Annotated in this window: 2 protein-coding genes; both read right to left on the bottom strand. The window is 52.3% G+C overall.

Going from position 1 to position 1,536, the window contains the following annotated elements:
* Nucleotides 1-160: 160 nt before the first annotated feature.
* A complete protein-coding gene (locus KDK15_RS02775) occupies nucleotides 161-1,207 on the bottom strand; it encodes a PDDEXK nuclease domain-containing protein (protein ID WP_257293842.1) in 1,047 nt (348 codons plus the stop codon).
* A complete protein-coding gene (locus KDK15_RS02770; RefSeq protein ID WP_257293841.1) occupies nucleotides 1,191-1,394 on the bottom strand; it encodes a hypothetical protein in 204 nt (67 codons plus the stop codon). Before KDK15_RS02770 ends, KDK15_RS02775 begins: the two co-directional genes overlap by 17 nt.
* Nucleotides 1,395-1,536 lie beyond the last annotated feature (142 nt).

The raw sequence follows: 1,536 nt of genomic DNA, 5'->3' as shown, positions 1-1,536 counted from the left end.
TAGCAACCGTTGAATAAGGCAATAAAAAAGCAGATTAACCAAGATAATCATAGATGATTACTCAACACTGTTATGAGCCCAACAGCCAGCCATTGGCCTGCAACTGGGCAATGATTTCATTCTGGAAAACGGCCTCAACGGTGGCGTCCCTGCTCATACACTACTCACTTTTGTTCTCAATACGCTGGCGGGCATTGTGGATAGCCTGCTGGAAGCGTTCTTCCAGCACCGCTTTGGGCGGCAGGTTGGTCAGGTAATCCGCCACATGGATGCCGCTTTTATCCAGCTCCAGCAGTTCGATCTGCTCCTGCTTTTTACCCGCACAGAGAATAATGCCAATGGGTGACGCTTCCCCGGGCTGTCGGTCGTGCTTATCCAGCCAGCGCAGGTAGAGCTCCATCTGCCCCTTATACTCTGCCTTGAACTTCCCGGTCTTCAGCTCGATAGCCACCAGCCGTTGCAGCTTGCGGTTGTAAAACAGCAGGTCAATGTAAAAGTCGTCCTCATCAATCTGAACCCGGTACTGACGGGCCACAAAGGTGAAACCCATCCCCAGTTCCAGCAGAAACTGCTCCATCTCCCGCAGAATGGCATCCTCCAGGTCTTTTTCCAGGTAGGTGTCGTTCAATTCAAGAAAGTTCAGAATATACGGGTCTTTCAATACCAGGTCCTGATTTGCCAGCCCTTGCTCCCGCAGCTTTTTCAGATCACTGGCGATGGTCGCCTCCGGCTTGCGGGAAAGTGCCGTCCGTTCATACAGCATGGAATCCAGGCGTTCGCTGAAGGTACGAACAGACCACCGTTCCTGAGCCGCCATGGTCAGGTAAAACTCCCGTTTCAGCGGGTCATTAATGTAAATCAACTGCTTGATATGGGACCAGCTCAATTGTCTCCACACTGTAGAGACAATCTCATCCGCCGTGCATACCTCCGCCAGCCGTGTGCAATGGCGCAGTTGCTGGGGGCTCCAGCCTTTGCCCATGGCGGCCGTGAGCTGCTTCGACAGATTAACCACCACCTGCTTGCCATAGTCCGCCCGCTCACCTTTAAGCACCTCGGTATTGATGCGATCCCCCACCTGCCAGTAGAGCCGGGTTAGCTCGGCATTCACCGCCACTGCGGCCCGCTGGCGGGCGGACTGGATCAGGCCTTTGATTTCGCTGAACAAGGTGTCTGGCTGCTCCGGCAATTCAGGTGGTTTGCTCATGGGTGGCCTCGGGGTGTTTTTGTTGTTTCGGTCGTTGCCAGTTCCGGACATCTATTTTACCGGTGACGGCGGCGGAGATTAGGGCTGTTCGACGCTCCCTCAGAAAAGAAACAGTCTGCTCTCCTTCTTTCACCAATTCATCGAACGTCTGTAACTTAATTTCAATAAACTGCAGAATATCGCGCAAGCACATCATTTTCTTTATAGGCGGCTTCTTGAAAGTTGTTCATCAACCTCTTCAGATATAAAAAATCATGGTTCCGCACTAAAGATTAACCCGTGTGGGCAGCCAGCTCAGCGGCTACATGAGTTAGTCTTTTTGTACGACG

The organism is Endozoicomonas sp. YOMI1, from assembly GCF_024606345.1.
Classification (GTDB): domain Bacteria; phylum Pseudomonadota; class Gammaproteobacteria; order Pseudomonadales; family Endozoicomonadaceae; genus Endozoicomonas.
The sequence above is the reverse complement of the archived record's forward strand: the minus strand, read 5'-3'. Positions and strand labels throughout refer to the sequence as shown.

Coding starts and splice junctions, on each gene's coding strand:
- KDK15_RS02775 (WP_257293842.1), bottom strand. CDS start 1,207: ATGAGCAAACCACCTGAATTGCCGGAGCAGCCAGACACCTTGTTCAGC.